The organism is Curtobacterium sp. PsM8 (genome assembly GCF_030433875.1).
Lineage (GTDB): Bacteria > Actinomycetota > Actinomycetes > Actinomycetales > Microbacteriaceae > Curtobacterium.
This window is the reverse complement of the sequence record NZ_JARUXD010000037.1, coordinates 1-15,864: the sequence shown is the minus strand read 5'-3', so window position 1 is coordinate 15,864 and position 15,864 is coordinate 1. Positions and strand designations below refer to the sequence as shown.

Annotated in this window: 18 protein-coding genes; 12 read left to right on the top strand and 6 right to left on the bottom strand. The window is 72.6% G+C overall.

Translation table 11 applies throughout. From position 1 onward, the window contains the following. Positions 1–68: 68 nt before the first annotated feature. A complete protein-coding gene (locus QCD68_RS10140) occupies positions 69–707 on the top strand; it encodes a hypothetical protein (RefSeq protein WP_253462945.1) in 639 nt (212 codons plus the stop codon). On the opposite strand, the gene QCD68_RS10135 is transcribed toward QCD68_RS10140, so the two are convergent. Both QCD68_RS10135 and QCD68_RS10130 read right to left on the bottom strand, forming a co-directional pair. After that, positions 704–1,837 carry a sensor histidine kinase gene (locus QCD68_RS10135; RefSeq protein ID WP_301222935.1) on the bottom strand — a complete coding sequence of 378 codons (1,134 nt, stop codon included), beginning with the start codon at positions 1,835–1,837 and terminating at the stop codon, positions 704–706. The two genes, QCD68_RS10140 and QCD68_RS10135, sit on opposite strands and share 4 nt — an antisense overlap. Next, positions 1,834–2,532 carry a response regulator transcription factor gene (locus tag QCD68_RS10130; protein ID WP_301222934.1) on the bottom strand — a complete coding sequence of 233 codons (699 nt, stop codon included), beginning with the start codon at positions 2,530–2,532 and terminating at the stop codon, positions 1,834–1,836. The genes QCD68_RS10135 and QCD68_RS10130 overlap by 4 nt, the downstream gene beginning before the upstream one ends. 123 nt (positions 2,533–2,655) lie before the next feature. Here QCD68_RS10130 and QCD68_RS10125 point away from each other — a divergent pair, with 123 nt between their 5' ends. The 8 genes from QCD68_RS10125 (at position 2,656) to QCD68_RS10090 (ending at position 8,620) form a co-directional block, all read left to right on the top strand. Next, positions 2,656–3,807, top strand: a complete 1,152-nt coding sequence (locus QCD68_RS10125) for an acyltransferase family protein (protein WP_301222933.1) — start codon at positions 2,656–2,658, stop codon at positions 3,805–3,807. Between the two features lie 166 nt (positions 3,808–3,973). Further along, positions 3,974–4,390 (top strand): DUF4259 domain-containing protein, encoded by a 417-nt coding sequence (locus QCD68_RS10120; RefSeq protein WP_301222932.1) that lies wholly within the window; start codon positions 3,974–3,976, stop codon positions 4,388–4,390. A 68-nt stretch (positions 4,391–4,458) separates the two neighbouring features. Continuing rightward, on the top strand, positions 4,459–5,079 hold the full coding sequence (locus tag QCD68_RS10115) for a class I SAM-dependent methyltransferase (protein ID WP_301222931.1): 621 nt from the start codon (positions 4,459–4,461) through the stop codon (positions 5,077–5,079). A gap of 90 nt (positions 5,080–5,169) precedes the next feature. Further along, positions 5,170–5,514 (top strand): YciI family protein, encoded by a 345-nt coding sequence (locus QCD68_RS10110; RefSeq protein WP_301222930.1) that lies wholly within the window; start codon positions 5,170–5,172, stop codon positions 5,512–5,514. Positions 5,515–5,601: 87 nt separating this feature from the next. Continuing rightward, positions 5,602–6,411, top strand: coding sequence for an alpha/beta hydrolase (locus tag QCD68_RS10105; RefSeq protein WP_301222929.1), 810 nt, complete (start codon positions 5,602–5,604; stop codon positions 6,409–6,411). 64 nt (positions 6,412–6,475) lie between these two features. After that, positions 6,476–7,177: a MerR family transcriptional regulator gene (locus QCD68_RS10100; RefSeq protein ID WP_301222928.1), complete on the top strand. Its 702-nt coding sequence runs from the start codon at positions 6,476–6,478 to the stop codon at positions 7,175–7,177. After that, positions 7,174–8,115 carry a hypothetical protein gene (locus tag QCD68_RS10095; protein WP_301222927.1) on the top strand — a complete coding sequence of 314 codons (942 nt, stop codon included), beginning with the start codon at positions 7,174–7,176 and terminating at the stop codon, positions 8,113–8,115. The genes QCD68_RS10100 and QCD68_RS10095 overlap by 4 nt, the downstream gene beginning before the upstream one ends. 46 nt (positions 8,116–8,161) lie before the next feature. Beyond that, positions 8,162–8,620, top strand: a complete 459-nt coding sequence (locus QCD68_RS10090; RefSeq protein WP_301222926.1) for a hypothetical protein — start codon at positions 8,162–8,164, stop codon at positions 8,618–8,620. 110 nt (positions 8,621–8,730) lie between these two features. Here QCD68_RS10090 and QCD68_RS10085 read toward each other — a convergent pair whose 3' ends face one another. Both QCD68_RS10085 and QCD68_RS10080 read right to left on the bottom strand, forming a co-directional pair. After that, a complete protein-coding gene (locus QCD68_RS10085) occupies positions 8,731–10,323 on the bottom strand; it encodes a peptide chain release factor 3 (RefSeq protein WP_301222925.1) in 1,593 nt (530 codons plus the stop codon). A 124-nt stretch (positions 10,324–10,447) separates the two neighbouring features. Then, complete coding sequence (locus QCD68_RS10080; protein ID WP_301222924.1) at positions 10,448–10,828, bottom strand: hypothetical protein; 381 nt, start codon at positions 10,826–10,828, stop codon at positions 10,448–10,450. 79 nt (positions 10,829–10,907) lie between these two features. On the opposite strand from QCD68_RS10080, the gene QCD68_RS10075 reads away from it, so the two are divergent. Together QCD68_RS10075 and QCD68_RS10070 are read left to right on the top strand one after the other, a co-directional pair. Next, a complete protein-coding gene (locus tag QCD68_RS10075; RefSeq protein ID WP_301222923.1) occupies positions 10,908–11,813 on the top strand; it encodes a helix-turn-helix transcriptional regulator in 906 nt (301 codons plus the stop codon). Further along, the gene (locus tag QCD68_RS10070) at positions 11,810–12,997 is read left to right on the top strand and encodes an MFS transporter (protein ID WP_301222922.1); all 1,188 of its coding nucleotides are present in this window, start codon (positions 11,810–11,812) and stop codon (positions 12,995–12,997) included. Before QCD68_RS10075 ends, QCD68_RS10070 begins: the two co-directional genes overlap by 4 nt. A 70-nt stretch (positions 12,998–13,067) precedes the next feature. Here QCD68_RS10070 and QCD68_RS10065 read toward each other — a convergent pair whose 3' ends face one another. Together QCD68_RS10065 and QCD68_RS10060 are read right to left on the bottom strand one after the other, a co-directional pair. Next, a complete protein-coding gene (locus QCD68_RS10065; protein ID WP_301222921.1) occupies positions 13,068–14,402 on the bottom strand; it encodes an LCP family protein in 1,335 nt (444 codons plus the stop codon). Between the two features lie 89 nt (positions 14,403–14,491). Further along, positions 14,492–14,896: a MerR family transcriptional regulator gene (locus QCD68_RS10060; protein WP_301222920.1), complete on the bottom strand. Its 405-nt coding sequence runs from the start codon at positions 14,894–14,896 to the stop codon at positions 14,492–14,494. 96 nt (positions 14,897–14,992) lie between these two features. Between QCD68_RS10060 and QCD68_RS10055 the strand changes: the two genes are divergently transcribed. Continuing rightward, positions 14,993–15,694, top strand: coding sequence for an SDR family oxidoreductase (locus QCD68_RS10055; protein WP_301222919.1), 702 nt, complete (start codon positions 14,993–14,995; stop codon positions 15,692–15,694). The last annotated feature ends 170 nt before the right edge of the window (positions 15,695–15,864 follow it).

Here is a 15,864-nt window from a genome sequence, read left to right as displayed (position 1 = left end):
TCTCGACCTCTAGGCTCGGATGGGTACTCGCCGGTGCACGGGGCGCACGGTGGAACCAGGGGGAACACATGTCGATCACGTCCAGGATCACCATCGCGGGCGCGACCGCGCTCATCGCCGCCGTCGCCATGACCGGCTGCGCCGGACCCGGCAGCACCGCGCCAGCGAGTGAGCGCCCGACGTCGAAGGCATCGTCAGCGACGCCGACGCCGACGCCGACGGCCGACGCCGCGATGCCGGAGAACCTGACCTTCGAGGACGGCGCCGAGCTCTCCACGACCAAGCTGCCGGCGTTCAGCCTCGAGGTCTCCGCCCTCGCTGACTGGAAGCAGACCGGTGAGGACCCCGCCACGGGGACGCGGGAGTACACGAACTCCGACGGCTCCGTCGCGACGATCGTGCAGCAGCGGATCACCGACCTCGACCCGTCGATCGGTGACCGTGCGGCCACCGAGCAGCTGTTCACGGCCGCCGGGTTGCCCGCCGAGCAGCTCGAGGAGCAGCTCCTGCCGACGATGACCGACGGCACGGCACAGTTCCTGTCGATCGCGGGCCACAACTCGGACGGCTCGTGGTCGGCGACCGTCGCGCGGGCGTTCGCGAAGCCCGGTGCCGCGCTCATCGTGAAGGTCAAGACGTCTTCGCAGGAGTCACTGCGGCCGGACCTGCACGACATCCTCGTCCACGCGCAGGTCGTCATCGTCTAGTCGCGTTCGCGGTCGCGGTCGGGCTGCCGTTCGTCGTCCACGGCCGGGAAGGCCACGACGGCCAGCAGGCCGCCGTCGTTCCGTGGCGTGAGGTCCAGGGTCGCGCCGTGTGCGGTCGCGACCTTCTGGACCAGCGCGAGTCCGAGTCCGAAGCCGCTGCCGTCGCTGCGGGTGCGGTCGAGTCGACGGAACGGTTCGGTCAGCGTCGCCGCCTCGGCAGGGGTGATCCGTCGGCCGTCGTTCGCCACGGTCAACCGCACGTCGGGCTGCGCGGTGACGGTGATGTCGATCGTGCCGGCCGGGACGTTGTGCACGACGGCGTTCCGGACCAGGTTCACGACGAGCTGCCGGACGAGGACCGGTTCACCGGGGACGACCGCGTCGTCGAGGTGCACCGACACACGGAGACGGCGGGCGACCAGCTCGGCGTCCACGGCACGGAGGGCGGACGCCACCTCGTTCCGCAGTGCGATCGGCCGCGCCGTCAGGTCGGAGTCGCCGCGCGCGAGCTCGAGGAGCGCAGCGGTGATCGAGGTCATCTGGTCGACCGTGGTGTGCAGCCGATCGAGGGTCCGGGCGGTCTCGGGCGTGTGGTCCGACCGGAGCGCCACCTGCAGCATCGTCTTCATGCTCGCCAGCGGGGTGCGGAGTTCGTGGGACGCGTTCGCGGTGAACCGGGACCGGCTGGTGAAGGACGCCTCCAGGCGGTCGAGCATCGCGTTCACCGTGTCGGCCACGTCGCGGATCTCGTCGTGGGGTCCGTCGACCGCGATGCGCGCGTCGAGGTTCCGGTCGTCGAGTCGTTCGGCGGTGGCCGCGATCTGCCGGAGCGGCTGCAGCAGTCGGCCGGCGACGAGCCAGCTCACGACACCCCCGACGCCGCCGATGACGAGCAGCGCCGGCAGGGAGACGATGAGGAACAGCCGCAACACGTCGTCGCGTCCGTTGATCGTGTAGAGGTCGTGGGTCGTGCCGTAGGGGAACGGGCCGGCGGTGAACGCGTACCCGGGCACGATCGCCAGCACCGCGAACACCGTGGCGAGCATCGCCCCGCCGGTGAGCAGGATGAGTGCCGTGTAGGTGAGCGTCAGACGGAGCCGGATCGTCAGGCGTCGAGGCTGCTCGGTCACGGTCGGTCCTCGGACACGGACGGAGTTCGCGCCGCGACTGGTGCGATCGCGTAGCCGACCCCGGGCGTGGTGCGGATCGGGTCCGGGTCGCCGAGCCGTCGCCGGAGGCCCGAGATCGTGACGCGGATGGCGTTCGTGAACGGGTTGGCGTTCTCGTCCCACGCCTGCTCGAGCAGCTCCTCGGCGCTGACGACCCCGCCCTCGGCGCGCAGCAGGACCTCGAGCACGGCGAACTCCTTCCGCGACAGGCGCAGGTACCGGTCGTCGCGGTACGCCTCGCGCCGGAACGGGTCCAGGCGGATCCCGGCGCGTTCGAGGACCGGTGGCAGGCGTCGCCGGCTGCGTCGGTTCAGGGCACGGAGGCGCGCGACGAGTTCCTCGAGGTCGAACGGTTTGCCGAGGTAGTCGTCCGCACCGAGCCGGAGGCCGTCGACCCGGTCGCCCAACGTCGTCGCCGCGGTGAGCATGAGGACGTTCGGGCCGTCCTCGGACGCGACGATCCGGGCGCAGACCTCGTCACCGTGCATGCCGGGCAGGTCCCGGTCCAGGACGACGACGTCGTACCGGTTGACCGCCAGCCGTTCCAGGGCGTCGAGACCGTTCCCGACGACATCGGCGGAGACCGCCTCGAGTCGGAGGCCCGCCTGGATGGCGTCCGCGAGGAACGGTTCGTCCTCGACCACGAGTACCCGCACGCTGCTCCTCACCCCGCAGCGCAGGGAGCACGACGGCAGGGTCATCAGAACACACCCGGTGTAACGCCGCCGTAAGCGGGAACCTCGACGCTGCCGCAACGGCCGATCTCGTGTGCTGGGCGCATGCACCGCTCCCGAACCGGCCCCACGGCCGGCGCCCCAACCACGGCCCGTCCCACCGCCGCCGACCCGGCCCTGGTGACACCGCTGCTGCCGTCGCTCACCGGCCTGCGATGGGTGGCCGCGTTCGTCGTCTTCGCGTACCACGTGCGCAACCTGGGCTACTTCTCCGGACGTGCCCAGGGCCTCCTGTCCGACACGATGAGTGCCGGCGCCACCGGCGTGTCCCTGTTCTTCGTCCTGTCCGGGTTCGTCCTCGCCTGGGCGCACCGACCTGGAACGCGGCCGACGACGTTCTGGTGGCGCCGCGTCGCCCGCGTCTACCCGCTGCACTTGGTCGGCGTGGTCCTGGCCGTCGTGGTCGCGCACGTCCTCATGCCGAGCATCGTCACGACGTCGTCGAAGGCGCTCCTGGCGAACTTCCTGCTGGTGAGTTCCTGGCACGGGCCCTGGTGGCAGGCGGGCAACCCGGTGTCGTGGTCGCTGGTCTGTGAAGCGTTCTTCTACCTGGTCTTCCCCCTGCTGATCCGGGTCCTGCACGGGGCGCGGGCCGGGGTGCTCTGGGCTGCCGTGGCGCTGTCGGTGCTGTTGGTCGTCGTCGTGCCGCATCTGGTCGCCGTCCTGCCCGGCCAGCTGTCCGCGGCGAACTGGCCGCCGGCCCGGCTGCCCGAGTTCGTCCTCGGTGTGGCGGTCGCGTGTCTGATCCGGTCCGGCGCCTGGCGTGGACCGGGCCTGGCGGTGTCGGCGGTCGTCGCGGTCGCCGGCTTCGTCGCAGCCGACCGGTACCCGGCGTCACCGTTCGCCCTCAACGGCTTCACCCTGATCGGGTTCACGCTGCTGATCGCCGCCCTCGCCCGCGCCGACGTCGCCGGCGTCCGGACCGTCCTGTCGTCGCGGCCCCTCGTGGCCCTCGGTGAACGGTCCTTCGCGTTCTACCTCGTGCACCTGCTCGTCATCGACACACTCGGCGCGCTCTGGCCGGTCGCCGATCGGCGCCCGGCGATCGGCGGGCTGGCACTCACCGTCCTGGCGCTGGCCGTCGCGCTGCTGGTCGCGGCCGTGCTCCACTGCCTGGTGGAACGGCCCGCACGCACGGCACTGCTGGCGGTCCCCGGGCTGTTCGCCCCGTCCACGGTGTCGGTGGTGACGCGGTGACCAGACGTCCGCCCAACGGATCCGGACCAGAGCGCGGATCCGGACGGGAGGCGCGGGGCGGCGGGGGAGCACCGGCGCCGTTCCGGCCGCGGCACGTCCACCCCGGTGGCTCGACCGTCACCCGAGCCAGCGGTCACCGCGCCTCCCGGCCGTCTAGGGTGGCCGCATGGGGACCTGGAGTGCAGAACCGGTGGGCAACGACTCGGCAGCCGACTTCGTCGGCGATCTCGAGGACGAGCGCGGGTGGGCCGCCGTGCAGGCGGCGCTCACCGCGGCGACCGACGCGGGACCTGAGATCGACAGCGATGTGGCCGAACTCGCCCTCGCCGCCGCCGAGGTCGTCGCGCACGGGGTCGGACGCCCGACCCAGGACGACGCCTACACCGCGAGCATCGCGCAGTTCGTCGAGCGGGCGGGCAAGCCGGACGAGGCGCTCGTCAGCCTCGCCGCGCAGGCGGTCACCGCGGCCGGGAGCCCGGACGGTGAACTCGCCGAACTCTGGGACGACGCCGGGTCGGACGACCTCGCCGAGTGGCGCGAGTCGATCACCCGCCTGACCGCGAGCCTCAGCGCCGACCGGTAGGGGTCGTCGCGGCGTTCCCGCAGCGCCGCGTTCCTGCGTCCGTCGGCCCTGGTCGGTAGCCTGCCCGGATGGGGACGAGCGTCGAGGCCGCGTACACCGACCGGGCGGCGGAGTACGTCGAGCACCTCGGGACGATGGCGTCGGTGCACCCGTCCGACGTGCAGCTCGTCGGCGCCTGGGCCGCATCGGTCGAGGGCGCGCTCCTCGACGCCGGGTGCGGTCCGGGGCACTGGACGGCGTTCCTCGCGGAGCAGGCGCGGGACGTGCGCGGGATCGACGCGGTGCCGACGTTCATCGACCACGCCCGGCAGGCCTTCCCAGGCGTGCCCTTCACGACCGGCAGCATCGATGCCCTCGACGCGGGTCCCGGCACTTTCGGCGGCGTGCTCGCCTGGTACTCGCTGATCCACCACGACCCGGGGTCGATCCGGCGCCCGCTCGACGAGTTCGCCCGGGTCGTGCGGCCGGGCGGAATGCTCCTCGTCGGGTTCTTCGTCGGCCCCGTGGTCGAGGCGTTCGACCACGCCGTCGTGACGGCCTGGCGCTGGCCGGCCGAGGCGCTCGAGCAGGAGTTGCGGGCCGCCGGCTTCGACGTCGTCGAGACGCACACCCGCATCGCGGCGACCGGGACACCGCGGCCGCACGGGGCGGTCCTCGCCCGTCGCCGAGACTCGGCCCGACGCGGCTGAGCTCGGCACGCGTGACTCCTGCCCGGTGCGAGCGCACACTGTCGTCAGGAGCGGCAACGGTGCCGCCCCGGAGCGGCAACGGGAGACGACATGCACTACCTCGTGAACGTCCTGGACGGCGGGCCCTCATCCGGAACGCACACGACCGGGCGGGCCTCGGACGCGGAGGCAGCGGCGGTCGACGACTTCAACGAACGGCTCCGCGCCGCGGGCCGGTGGGTCTTCGCCGCGGGTCTGTCGGAACCGTCGCGGTCGACCGTCGTCGACGACCGCGAGGGTGCCGGACTCGTGCACCGCGGCCCGGCCGTCGACGCGCCGGAGCACGTCGCCGGGTTCTGGATCTGGGACCTGCCGGACGAGGACACGGCCCTCCGGCTGGCGCACGAGGCTTCACGGGCGTGCAACCGGCGCATCGAGGTCCGCCCGGTCCTCTGACCACCGGGCGAGCGCCCAGTCGGGTACCCGGTACGGTCGCACCGGGGAGTGCCAGGGGAGCACCACCCGGGAACGAGGGGAACTTGCATGGGGAACGTCGTCGGCGCGGACTCGCTCCGCTGGTACCGCCCGCCCCCGGAGCTCCGCACCCCCGGCCCGACGCTCCTCTGGCTGCACGGCGGCGGGTTCTTCCGCGGCACGCCCGAGCAACCCGAGGCGCACGACGTCGCCCGCGTCCTCGCCGAGCAGGGCGTCACGGTGGTGACCGCGGCCTACCGCCTGGCACCGTTCCCCGGCACCGGGATGCTCCGGCGCCGACCAGCAGACAGGCAGGAACGCTTCCGGCTGCCACTCGAGGACGTCGTCGCCGCAGCACGAGCGGTGTCGGCCGTGTCGCCGCACGGCGTCGTCCTGGGTGGCGCGAGCGCCGGCGCGTGTCTGGCCGCCGCCGCCACCCTGCACGCGTTGGACGACGGTGCCCCTCCGGTCGGTGCGGTCTTCGCGTACGGGTTCTTCCACGCCCGGCACCCGCGGGACGGTGACCCGGCGCACCGATCACGCGGACACCGACGCATCACGCACGCACCGTGGGCACTCGACGTCGCGAACCGGAACCACGCCGGATCGCGTCAGGCGCTCGCACACCGGTACGCGTTCCCGGGCGGCCACGACCTCACCGGGTTCCCGCCAACGCTCGTCGTGGACGCCGAGCGGGACACGATGCGGACGTCGGGAGGCCGCTTCGCCACCGAACTCGCCGACGCGGGCGCCGATGTGGAACGCCACGTCCTGGCGGACAGTGCGCATGCCTTCCTGAACCGCCCGGGCCTGCCGGCCTTCACCACCGGGACCGCCCTGATCGCCGAGTGGATCGGCCGCCGACCTGGCCACGGGTGAACAGCCGGCGTCGATCCGGTCCGAGCGCTTGCGTCCCCTCAACAGATAGTCATACTCTCCGAGAGTGCGAATATCTGATCTGGCCCGAGAGGCCGCGACACCGCTGACCGCCGTCAAGTACTACCAGCGCGAAGGACTGCTCCCCGCCGGCGAGAAGACCGCCCCGAACCAGACCGCGTACGACCAGCGGCACGTCGAGCGGGTCCGCCTGGTCCGCGCGCTGCTCGAGACCGGCGGCCTGTCGGTCGCCGTCACCAAGCAGGTGCTCGCCGTCCTCGACACCGACGACGCCCCGCTCGCGGAGGTCTTCGAGGTGGCTCAGTACTCCATGACCGCCCCGCGGTCACCGGAGGCCGCTGCGAGCCGCGAGGCCCGTGACCGCATCGCAGACCGGGTCACCGCCGCCGGGTGGGCCGCCACGACCGACAACCCCGGTCACGAGACCGCAGCGCGGGCGCTGGACGGCCTCGCCACCATCGGCTTCGACGCCCCGGACGACTACCTCGACGCCTACCTGACCGCTGCCGCCACCGCGGCTCGTGCCGACGTCGCCGCGCTGCAGAGCCGGGACGGCCGCGACGCGATCGCCGAGCTCATGGTCGTCGGCACCGTGCTGGGTGATCCGCTGTTCGCCGGACTCCGGCGCATCGCCCAGGAGGACGCGACCCACGACCTGTTCCCCGTCCCGGCAGCGCCCGCGACCATCACGACCAGCGCGACCAGCGCCGGGACCACCGCCAACAGTGGGTCAGCGGAGCGACGATGAAGGCCGCGATCCGGCGCGCGGTCGCCTGGCATCCCGCGCTCATGACCGTCGCGGCGGTCATGGTCCTCTGCGCCGTGGTGAGCGCAGTTGGGCTGCTCGTCGACCCGCGCACGGTCCTCGGCGCGCCGCTGTGGGCGAAACCGCTGAAGTTCTCGGTCTCGATCCTGCTGTACGCCGTCACCTGGGCGTGGTTGATCGCCCACCTGCCCCGGTGGCGGCGGCTGGCGCACCGGCTCGGCACGGTGATCGCCGTCTCGCTCGTCGTCGAGCAGGCCCTCATCCTCTGGGCAGCGGCGGCCGGCACCACCAGCCACTTCAACGTCTCGTCACCCCTGCACGTCGTGGTGTGGGGCGTGATGGCGGTGTCGATCACCGTGCTGTACCTCTGCACCTTCGTGACCTCGGTCGCACTGTTCTTCCTGCGCCTGCCGACACCCGCGCTCACCGTGGCGGTCCGGCTCGGCGCGATGATCGCCCTGGGCGGCATCGGTGTCGCGTTCCTCATGACGGGTTCGACGCCGACCCAGCTGACGAGCCCGGACGGCATCGTCGGCGCGCACGCGGTCGGGGTCGCGGACGGCGGCCCCGGCGTACCGGTTCTCGGGTGGAGCACCACCGGCGGCGACTACCGGGTCGCGCACTTCGTCGGCATGCACGCCCTCCAGCTGATCCCGCTCGTGGCACTGGCGCTCACGGTCCTCGCACGCCGGGTTACGCGACTCCGCTCGGACACCACGCAGGTGCGCATCGTCGTCATCGTCGCGCTCGCCTACGCCTGCGGCACGGTCCTGCTCACCCTGCAGGCGGTAGCCGGTCAGTCGGTGGTGCACCCGTCCGGCGCCGTGGCCGCGGTGGCCGGGGCGGTCCTCCTGGTCGCGGCGGCCGCGGTGGTGCTGACGCTCCTCCGCCGACCGGCACCGGTACTCCGGATGACGTGACCGAACCGTGTCCCGGGGCCGCGAGCGACCGGTGCAGGATCGTCGCATGGGGACAGGGCGGGCGGCGGTCATCGGCGGGGCAGCGTCGATCGCGCTCGTGGTCGTCCTCGGGGTTGCCGGCTGCGCCGGTCCGGCGGCGTGCACCGCGATCGGCTGGGCGAACGGTGTCGAGCTGACGCTGCTCGGCGACACCTCGGCGGTCGCCACCGTGACGGCGTGCGGCGGGGCTGGATGCACTCCGCCCACCGCCGACGATCCGCTCGCCGACCCACCGGAGGCCGACCCCGGCAGCACGCCGACGCCGGTGCCCGGTGGCGTCCGCTGGCCGCTGCACCTCGGCATGGACACGCCGCACCACGGCTCGGTCGCCGTGTACGACCGTTCTGGTCAGCTGCTCGTCGAGCGGGCGGTGACGATCCGCTGGGACAGCCCGCACGCGGCGGACCCGTGCGGCGGGCCGTCGTCCGGACGCGTCACGATGCGCCTGCCGGCGTCCCCGGGCTGACCGTGTCACCCGGCTGACGGCCGTGACCGGAGCCGGACGGGAGGCGCGGTACCGGCCCGCACCGCGCCTCCTGTCCGACACGACGTCGGTGAGTCGACCTGTCGCGTTGGTCAGACCGGCGCCGGCAACTCCAGGCCCTTGAGCTCGCGCATCACCGAATTGAGGTGCCACTGGTCGCGGAACAGCCCGTAGCGGTCGCGGTCCGTCGTGACGATCTCGAGGTCACGGCGACGCTCGAGCAGCGCCAGGTCGGAGTCGGTGACGGTGCGGACCATCGTCCAGGGCAGCGGCTCGACGCGGACGGCGGTGGCGAACTCGGCCTGCAGACGCGAGGTCAGGACCTCCAGCTGCAGCGAACCGATGACACCGACCATCGGGGCCTGCGCGGTCCGGCGCTCGGACTCGAGCAGCTGCACGACGCCCTCGCCGGCGAGCTGCTGCATGCCCTTCCGGAACTTCTTCGCGGTGCTGGGGTCGGTCGGGGCGACGGTCGCGAACATCTCGGGCGCGAACCGGGGGAGCGGCTCGAACTCGACCGCCTCGTCGCTGTAGAGCGTGTCACCGGGGTGCAGCATCGTGGCGTTCACCAGACCGACGACGTCTCCGGGCCAGGCGACGTCGACGGTGTCGCGCTCCCGACCGAACACGCTCAGCGCGTGCTTGGTGTTGAAGCGACGGCCGGACTGTGCGTGGGTGAGCATCATCCCGCGGTCGAAACGGCCGGAGCAGATGCGGACGAACGCGACCTGGTCGTGGTGGGCCGGGTCCATGTTCGCCTGCACCTTGAACACCTGGGCGGCGAACTGCTCGGTGACCGGGCGGGGAGCGCCGTCCTCGGTCCGGCGGGGCAGGGCCGGGGGAGCGGTGTCGCGGAGGAAGCGCAGCAGGTCGACCGTGCCGAGGTGCTTGGTGGCGACGCCGAAGAACACCGGCATGCTGACCCGGGCGTGGAAGTCGTCCTGGTCGGGCAGCCCACGGACCTCGCGGGTCAGTTCGACCTCTTCGAGCGCGGTCTCCCATGCCGAGCCGAAGAGCTCGGCGGCCTCGGCCGCGGGGCGCTCGGTCGCGACCGGCAGGTGGCCGCCACCGGTGGACTCGTACGTCGTCAGGGTCCCGGTCGCGGTGTCGACCAGCCCCTGCAGGTTGCCGGCCTCGCCGACGGGCCAGGTGACCGGGGTGGGTACACGGCCGGTGCGTTCCTCGAGCTCGTCGAGCAGGTCGAGGGCTTCGCGGCCCGGGCGGTCCCACTTGTTGACGACGGCGATCACCGGGATGTCGCGCGTGCGGCACACCTCGAACAGACGGATCGTCTGCGCCTCCATGCCCTTCGCCGCGTCGATCAGCATGACCGCGCAGTCGACGGCCGCGAGCGCTCGGTAGGTGTCCTCGGAGAAGTCGGCGTGGCCCGGGGTGTCGACGACGTTGATGAGCGTGCCGCCGGCGTCGAGCTGGACGACCGCAGAGCTGATCGAGATGCCGCGACTGCGCTCGATCTCCATCCAGTCGGAGACGGTCGCGCGGCGGGTGGCCTTGCCCTTCACCGCGCCGGCTTCGTCGATGGCCGAGGCCGCCAGGGTCAACGACTCGGTGAGCGTCGACTTGCCGGCGTCCGGGTGGGCGATGACGGCGACGGTGCGACGGCGGTCGGCTTCCCGCTCGATCGTGCCGGCGAGCGCGGCGTCCGCCGGGGACGGACCGGTCACGCGTCGCCCCGCTCGGGGCGTCGACCGACGGCGAGACCTGGGCGTTCCGACTTCTGCACCCCACGACGATACCGACTGCCCCGGACAGTCGACGAACCGGAAGCCTCCGGGAGGCCCGTCCCGGTCAGGTGGGCATCGCCAGGATGCGACGGAACAGCTTGCCGATCGCGGTCCGGCGGGGCCTCCAGCCGTGCGCCGTGAGGGTGTCGTCGACCGGTTTCGTGATCCACCGCGAGTTGAACGTGGAGGAGCCGGATCCGCCGGTCGACGAGCGGGTGCTGGTGCGCATCAGGCGTCGGTACTCGTTCGTCTCGGGCAGCAGCCGGATACCGTAGCGGTAGGTGGTGACCGTCCCGCCGCCGGAGCGACCGAGCTGGCGGGTCGCGATGAACTGTCCGTCCTCGAACGCCATGTCGAACGGGTGCTCGGTCGCGCGGTGGAGGGCCATCAGGGCGTCGCCGACCTGGTTCGCGGACGACGGGGACGCGGTACCGGGGGTCGACATACCCGGACCCTACCGATGCCCGGGTGAGGTGGCACGACAGGGAACCCCTCCCGGGGAGGCCCGGCCGTACCGTGGGCGCATGCCGAACGAGAACGAGGTGCGGGACTTCCTGATGTCCCGCCGTGCCCGGATCACACCCGAATCGGTCGGCCTGCCGGGTGGACCCGGTCGACGCGTGCCCGGCCTCCGTCGTGGCGAGGTCGCCGTCCTCGCCGGGGTCAGCTCCGAGTACTACGCACGCATCGAACGCGGGAACCTGACCGGCGTCACCGACACGGTGCTCGACGCCGTCGCCCAGACCCTGCGGTTCGACGACTCCGAGCGGGCGCATCTGTTCGACCTGGCCCGGTCGGCGAACACGTCCCCGGTGCGCCGTGGTCGTCCGACGGCTCCGGCCTCCGTCCGCCCGGGCCTCCGCCACGCACTCGAGGCGATGCACGACGTCGTCGCCTTCGTCCAGAACACCCGACTCGACGTCGTCGCGATGAGTGACCTCGGCCGGGCGCTCTACAGCGACGTCATCATGGCCGGTGGCGATCAGCCGAACTTCGCCCGCTTCGCGTTCCTGCACCAGGACCTGTCCCGTCGGCTCTACCCGGACTGGGAAGGAGCGGCGGACACCTCGGTCGCGATGCTGCGGACCGCGGCCGGACGACACCCGGACGACCGCGCCCTGCGGGACCTGATCGGTGAGCTCGCGACCCTCAGTCCGGAGTTCCGGCAGAAGTGGGCGGCGCACGAGGTCCGGCTGCACACCCACGGCGTCAAGACGTTCCACCACCACGCGGTCGGCGACGTCCGGTTGCACTTCGAGAACCTGACGCCCGGGCTCGACGACGAGCACAGCGTCATCGTCTACGCGGCGGAACCGGGCAGTGCGGACGCGGAGTCGTTGCAGCTGTTGGCGAGCTGGGCCGCGACCCGCACGACGGACGCGAGCGGCGCCTCCCGGGCCGAGGACGTGACCCGGGGCGGAACCCGGTGACGACCACCGCGCCCACCCCGACGACCGACCACACAGCCACCCGGATGCCCTGGGCGGCGCTGGTCGCCCTCGCTGCGATCGGGTTCCTGCTGCTGTCCGCCGAGACGATGCCCGCCGGACTGCTGCCGCTGATGGCCGGCGACCTGGGCGCCAGCGAGGGCGTCATCGGTCAGTTCATCAGCGTCTGGGCCCTCGGCACCGTCGTCGTCACTGTCCCCGCGATCACCCTGACCCGCGGGATCCGGCGGAGGCCGCTGCTGCTCGCCTCGCTGACCTGCCTGGTGCTCGCGAACACGGTCACGGCACTCTCGTCGGACGTCGTCCTGTCGCTCGTGTCCCGCTTCGTCGGCGGCGCGGCGACGGGTGTCCTGTGGGGGATGCTGGCCGCGTACGGGCGCCGGATCAGCCCGCCGAAACGCGGCGGGCTTGCCCTGGCGGTCGTGTCGACGGGCGCACCGGTCGGCTTCGCGCTCGGCACACCACTCGGCGCCTGGGTCGGCGGCGTCCTGGACTGGCGGTGGTCGTTCGCCGGCATGTCACTGCTCGGCATCGTCCTGCTGGTCCTCGTCGTGCTGCTCGTGCCCGACGTCGCGGCGCAGGCAGCCGGCGGACGCCTGCCCCTACGACGGGTGTTCCTGCTGCCCGGGGTCCCGGTCGTCCTGGTCGTCATCGTCCTGTGGATGCTCGGCCACAACACGATCTACACCTACATCGCGCCGTTCCTCCGCGACACCGGGACCGGGCTCTCGGCGGACCTGGTGCTCCTGGTCTACGGCGTCTGCTCGATCGGCGGAGTCGCACTGACGGCAGCGCTGATCGACCGGCACCCGCGGGGGCTGCTCTGGGCGAGCCTCGGCGGGTTCGTGTCCGCCGCGGTGTTGCTCCTCGTCGGACACGGGTCGCCCGCGGTCGTGCTCGGTGCCGCCGTGCTCTGGGGGCTGACCTTCGGTGGAGCGTCGCCGCAGCTGCAGAGCGCCCTGACGATCGCCGGCGGCTCCGAGTCGGACCTCGCCAACGCGTTCCTGCCGGTCGCGTTCAACCTGGCGATCTCCGCCGCGGGCCTGGTCGGAGCGCTGCTCCTGGGGTTCTCGGGTGGGCTGGTCCTCGCGGTGTTCATGGCCGTGCTCGGGGCCCTGGCACTGGCGGTGACGATGGTCTGCCGGGGGACCTTCGCCGCTCGCTGATGACGGCCGCTCCGGTCGCTGGTCGCGGCGGCTGGTGACCGGGGTCTGAGGCCCGGCCTCTGCGATCGGCCTAGTACTTCGACTTCGCCGCACAGGTCACCGTGTCGGCGGTCTGCCCGGAGACAGAGTCCGGCAGCTCGGCGGCGGACGCGCTCGGCCGGGGCGTCGCCGGAGCCGTCGTCGGGCTGCCGGCTGCGGGCGGGGTGGTGGTGCCCGACGCACTGGCCGGAGCCGACGGTGCCGCGGTGGGCGCGTCCGGATCGCGCACCGCCGAGCGGCCGAGGCTGTCCGGCGCGAGCTGCACCGGTTCGTCGGCCTGCAGCGCCGCGGTCAGGGTGGCGGCCGGCCCCTCGGAGACCAGGACGCGGGCTGGGTCGGCGGGGTCATCGACGACCGGGAACTGCAGGAACACCATGTTGGAGAGTCCGACGGTGTTCACGGCGAGGGCCAGGCGGGCCAGGGTCGCCGGGTCGTTCAGGGTGTCCGACAGCACCATGTTCTTGAAGGCCGTGTCGGCCAGCCGCAGCACCTTGGCCGGGTTCGTGAGCGTGCCAGCGGAGACGGTCTGACGGGCCAGCGCCGACATGAAGGTCTGCTGGTTGCTGATGCGGCCGAGGTCACTCGCGTCACCGACGCCGTGCCGCGACCGGAGGAACGCGGCGGCTTCGGCGCCCTTGAGCTCCCGGTTGCCGGGCTGCAGATCGAGCGCCGGCGTGACGTCGTCGTCCTTGATCGGGGTGGCGAGGCAGACCGTGACACCACCGACGGCGTCGGCCATCCGGACGACCCCGTCGAACGTGATCTTGCCGGCGTAGGCGATCTGCAGGCCGGTGAGCTTGCCGATCGTGCTCGCGACGCAGGCCAAACCGTGCTTCTCGCCGCCGCGGGAGAGTGCGGAGTTCAGCATCGCCGCGGACGATGCCGGTGTGACGGCTCCGTCGTCGTTCGTGCACGCCGGGATCGGGACGACGAGGTCGCGCGGGAAGCTGATGACCGACATGTTGGTGTGGTCGGCCGAGATGTGCACCAGGATGTTGGTGTCGTTGTTGCCGACACCGTTGCTCGCCTTCTGGTTCGCCGCGTCGTCGAACCCGGCACCCTGACCGTCGCGCGTGTCGGTCGCGACGAGCAGCATGTTCACCTCGCCGGACTGCGCCGTCAGTGCGGGCGCCTTCTTCGCCGTGGTGCCGGGCATCGCGAGCGAGACCGAGGGTTGCGCGTTCTGCAGGACCTGCCAGGTGGCGATCGCGGCGATCGAACCGGAGCCGACCACGGCGACGGCCGCGACGACGGCGATGCCCCGCAGCACGAAGCCGAACGGACTGCGGCGGGGGAGTCTGCCGTGCCGCGTGGGCGGCGCCGGGGTCGTCGACTGTTCCGCGTGCGCTCGTCCGTCGTCCGACATGCATCTCCCAGTACCGACCGAGAGGGGCCCCGGTCTCGCCATCATGCCGGACGGCGAGGCTCCCGACCGTCAAGACACCTGAGAGAACGTCAGGCGGCAGCTTCCGCGTCCACAGGAAGTGGGGCCGTCCGGAGCGTCGGGCAGTGCTCGGGGGTCGGGTGCTCGGAGATGTGGATGACCTCGTCGAGCCGGTCGCGCGCCGCCGTCAGCTCCGCCAGCTGCGTCGTGATGCGGTCGCGTTGCTGCACGAGCAGCGCGAAGGACTCGGGCGTCGCGGTACCCGCGTCGACACAGGGCAGGAGCTGGACGATGGTGCGGCTCGGCAGTCCGGCGGCGAAGAGCTGCTGCACCAGGCGGACCCGGTCCACCGCCTCCGTCCCGTAGGTCCGCTGTCCGCTGCCGGTGCGGGTGGCGGTGAGCATCCCCTGCTCCTCGTAGTACCGGAGCGAGCGGACGCTCACCCCGGTCCGGGCGGCGAGGTCCCCGATGCGCATGTCGTCTCCGTTCGGGGCTTGCCCCTGACACTGATGTGAGGTCCTACCGTAACCGAGCCGCAGCGGGACGGACCCGTTCGGCGGAAGGACACCACCATGGACATCACCGGATCCGTCGCCCTCGTCACCGGGTCGAACCGCGGCATCGGACGGCACTTCGTCGAACAGCTCCTGCAGCGCGGCGCGTCGAAGGTCTACGCCACGGCCCGTCGCCCCGAACTCGTCGACGTCCCCGGTGTCGAGGTCCTCGCCCTCGACATCACCGACCCGGCGTCGGTCGCGGCAGCCGCGGCGGCCACCGGCGACGTCACGCTGCTCATCGACAACGCCGGCGTCCTGTCGTCCGGCTCGCTGCTGACCGACGACCTGGCGGACGCCCGGCGCGCGGTCGACACGCATCTGTGGGGAACGCTCGAGATGGTCCGGGCTTTCGCCCCCGTCATCGAGCGGAACGGCGGCGGCGCGATCGTCAACGTGCTCTCCGCACTCTCGTGGTTCTCGGCACCGGGTGCGGGTGGGTACGCCATCGCGAAGGCCGCCGAGTGGAACATGACCAACGCCGTCCGACTCGAGCTCGCCGGCCGGGGCGTGACCGTGCAGGGTCTCCACCTCGGTGCCGCGGACACCGACATGATGGCTGGCTACGACGGCCCGATGACCGACCCGGCGGACGTCGTCCGCGCAGCCCTCGACGGCGTCGAGCGGGACGCCACCGAGGTGCTCGTCGACGACTGGACCCGCATGGTCAAGGCCTCCCTGGCGGGCGACCCGGTGGACTTCACGGCGCAGATCGGCTGAGCCGGTCGGCGCGCGCCGACCGGTTCCGGACCGGGGACACGGCGGAGGGGGGGGGCGGGGGGGGGGGCCCCCCCCCCCCCCCCCCCGCCGGGGGGGGGGGGGGCCCCCCGGGGGGGGGGGGGGGGCGCGGCCCCCCGGGCGCCCCCGGGGGGGGGCGCGGGGGGGGGCGG

Coding starts and splice junctions, on each gene's coding strand:
- QCD68_RS10140 (WP_253462945.1), top strand. CDS start 69: ATGTCGATCACGTCCAGGATCACCATCGCGGGCGCGACCGCGCTCATC.
- QCD68_RS10125 (WP_301222933.1), top strand. CDS start 2,656: ATGCACCGCTCCCGAACCGGCCCCACGGCCGGCGCCCCAACCACGGCC.
- QCD68_RS10120 (WP_301222932.1), top strand. CDS start 3,974: ATGGGGACCTGGAGTGCAGAACCGGTGGGCAACGACTCGGCAGCCGAC.
- QCD68_RS10115 (WP_301222931.1), top strand. CDS start 4,459: ATGGGGACGAGCGTCGAGGCCGCGTACACCGACCGGGCGGCGGAGTAC.
- QCD68_RS10110 (WP_301222930.1), top strand. CDS start 5,170: ATGCACTACCTCGTGAACGTCCTGGACGGCGGGCCCTCATCCGGAACG.
- QCD68_RS10105 (WP_301222929.1), top strand. CDS start 5,602: ATGGGGAACGTCGTCGGCGCGGACTCGCTCCGCTGGTACCGCCCGCCC.
- QCD68_RS10095 (WP_301222927.1), top strand. CDS start 7,174: ATGAAGGCCGCGATCCGGCGCGCGGTCGCCTGGCATCCCGCGCTCATG.
- QCD68_RS10090 (WP_301222926.1), top strand. CDS start 8,162: ATGGGGACAGGGCGGGCGGCGGTCATCGGCGGGGCAGCGTCGATCGCG.
- QCD68_RS10080 (WP_301222924.1), bottom strand. CDS start 10,828: ATGTCGACCCCCGGTACCGCGTCCCCGTCGTCCGCGAACCAGGTCGGC.
- QCD68_RS10075 (WP_301222923.1), top strand. CDS start 10,908: ATGCCGAACGAGAACGAGGTGCGGGACTTCCTGATGTCCCGCCGTGCC.
- QCD68_RS10065 (WP_301222921.1), bottom strand. CDS start 14,402: ATGTCGGACGACGGACGAGCGCACGCGGAACAGTCGACGACCCCGGCG.
- QCD68_RS10060 (WP_301222920.1), bottom strand. CDS start 14,896: ATGCGCATCGGGGACCTCGCCGCCCGGACCGGGGTGAGCGTCCGCTCG.
- QCD68_RS10055 (WP_301222919.1), top strand. CDS start 14,993: ATGGACATCACCGGATCCGTCGCCCTCGTCACCGGGTCGAACCGCGGC.